Raw genomic sequence first — 1,619 nt, forward strand, 5'->3', positions numbered from 1 at the left:
TGGCCCGAAACAGATGTGGGAGCAACTGTCTTTTTCAAAGTCTAAAAGTTTGCGCAATCTCTGTGGGAGATCACCCAGCCCTTAGGGCTGCGCTGTCGCGCAGTGAACAAAGCCCGCAAGCGTTTCGCATACCCTGTGGGAGCGGGTTCACCCGCGAATGCGGCGGTAAACCCACCATCGCATTCGCGGGTGAACCCGCTCCCACAGGCCCCTGCTAAATCAGTGAGTTATGTGTTGTTCTATGAGAGCGGGCGAGCCCGCGAACACCGGCAACGCCGGTGCCATCCTCAGCGTCGCCTGTTTCGCGGGCACGCCCGCTCCCACAGGGACTGCGCTGGCTTCGAGTTAACACTGTACCTGTGGGAGCGGCTTCAGCCGCGAACACGGGCGAAGCCCGTGCCAGCCACCGCAATGCCCGTTCTCACAATGATGACGCTGCCTTCTAGACCTACGCTGTATCTTTCGGCTGTGGCAAGATCAGATCCCGCCATGGCTTGCCCGCTCTAAGCATCGCATTGAGCCGTACGATCAAAACCCTCATGCACGCCACGATAGCGACCTTGGGAAGTTTTCCCCGTTCGCGCAGTGCCTCATACCGTGCTTTGAGTGCAGGGTTGTACTTAATCGCCACAAGACATGCCATGTACAGCGACCGTCGCACTTCAAAGCGTCCACCCGAGATAGACCGCTTGCCGGTGGACTTTCCGCTGTCATGGTTAAACGGCGCCACACCGACCAGGGAGGCTATTTCTCTGGTTTCAACATGGCCCAGTTCTGGCAACAGCGTTACAAGCTTGCCCGCAGTCACCAACCCAATGCCTTTGACCTGAACCAACTGAGCAACCCGCTCATCGTTCAGCGCCACTGTTTGCTGTTTGATCTCATGCTCAACCAGCTTGATCTGCGACCTGAAGTGCTGAAGGTTGGTTTTCAGAAAGTTGGCGACTACTGCTGACTGCGCCTGCTTCAAGCGCCGCCGGTCGTCATCTCGCTGCTGGACCAGGCGATCACGTTGCTGAAGCAGCTCTCGTAGAAGAGCACGTTCCGGGCTGATTTTCAGGGTGGGTTTGTCCGGGATGACTTCTGCGAAGTGTGCCAGCACCTCAGCGTCAATAGCATCGGTCTTGGCCTTGATTGCCATGGACTCAGCGAAATACCGGGCTCGCCTGGGGTTTACGCGTATGACCTTGTAACCAACGTCCTGCAGCACGCGCATGACGTTGCGCTCGTAACCGCCCGTTGCCTCTAGCAGAACTCGCTTGATGCTGAGCCCACGAAGGCTTTTCAGCAACTCTTCGAATCCTCCAGGGTTATTACTTACATTGATTTTGAGGCCTTCAGGCCGCACCAACGCATCTAGCTTGAGACTGGAAACATCAATACCCAGAAAGGAAGCCATCATCAAAACCTCCTAGACTACACAGTGAGAGGACTTTGGCTTGGCCCACGCTTGTGATTCGAGATCAGAGCCGCATCCAACTGTTCGGGCTCTCGCCAAAGTGGAACGGTGAATGGCAGCTTGTGCTCCCACTCGTGCTCAAGGCACCTGCGGCATTTAGCTTGCCATTCACCGCTCTCACTCCTGATTCTAATCCCCTATCAAGACACAAGCGGCCTTG

The 1,619-nt window shown here is 56.3% G+C and carries 1 protein-coding gene; it reads right to left on the reverse strand.

Going from position 1 to position 1,619, the window contains the following annotated elements:
- Positions 1–448: 448 nt before the first annotated feature.
- Positions 449–1,399 carry an IS110 family transposase gene (locus tag ACI2KG_RS29045; RefSeq protein ID WP_404664248.1) on the reverse strand — a complete coding sequence of 317 codons (951 nt, stop codon included), beginning with the start codon at positions 1,397–1,399 and terminating at the stop codon, positions 449–451.
- Positions 1,400–1,619: the final 220 nt, after the last annotated feature.

Source organism: Pseudomonas sp. NPDC089407 (genome assembly GCF_044900445.1).
GTDB lineage: Bacteria > Pseudomonadota > Gammaproteobacteria > Pseudomonadales > Pseudomonadaceae > Aquipseudomonas.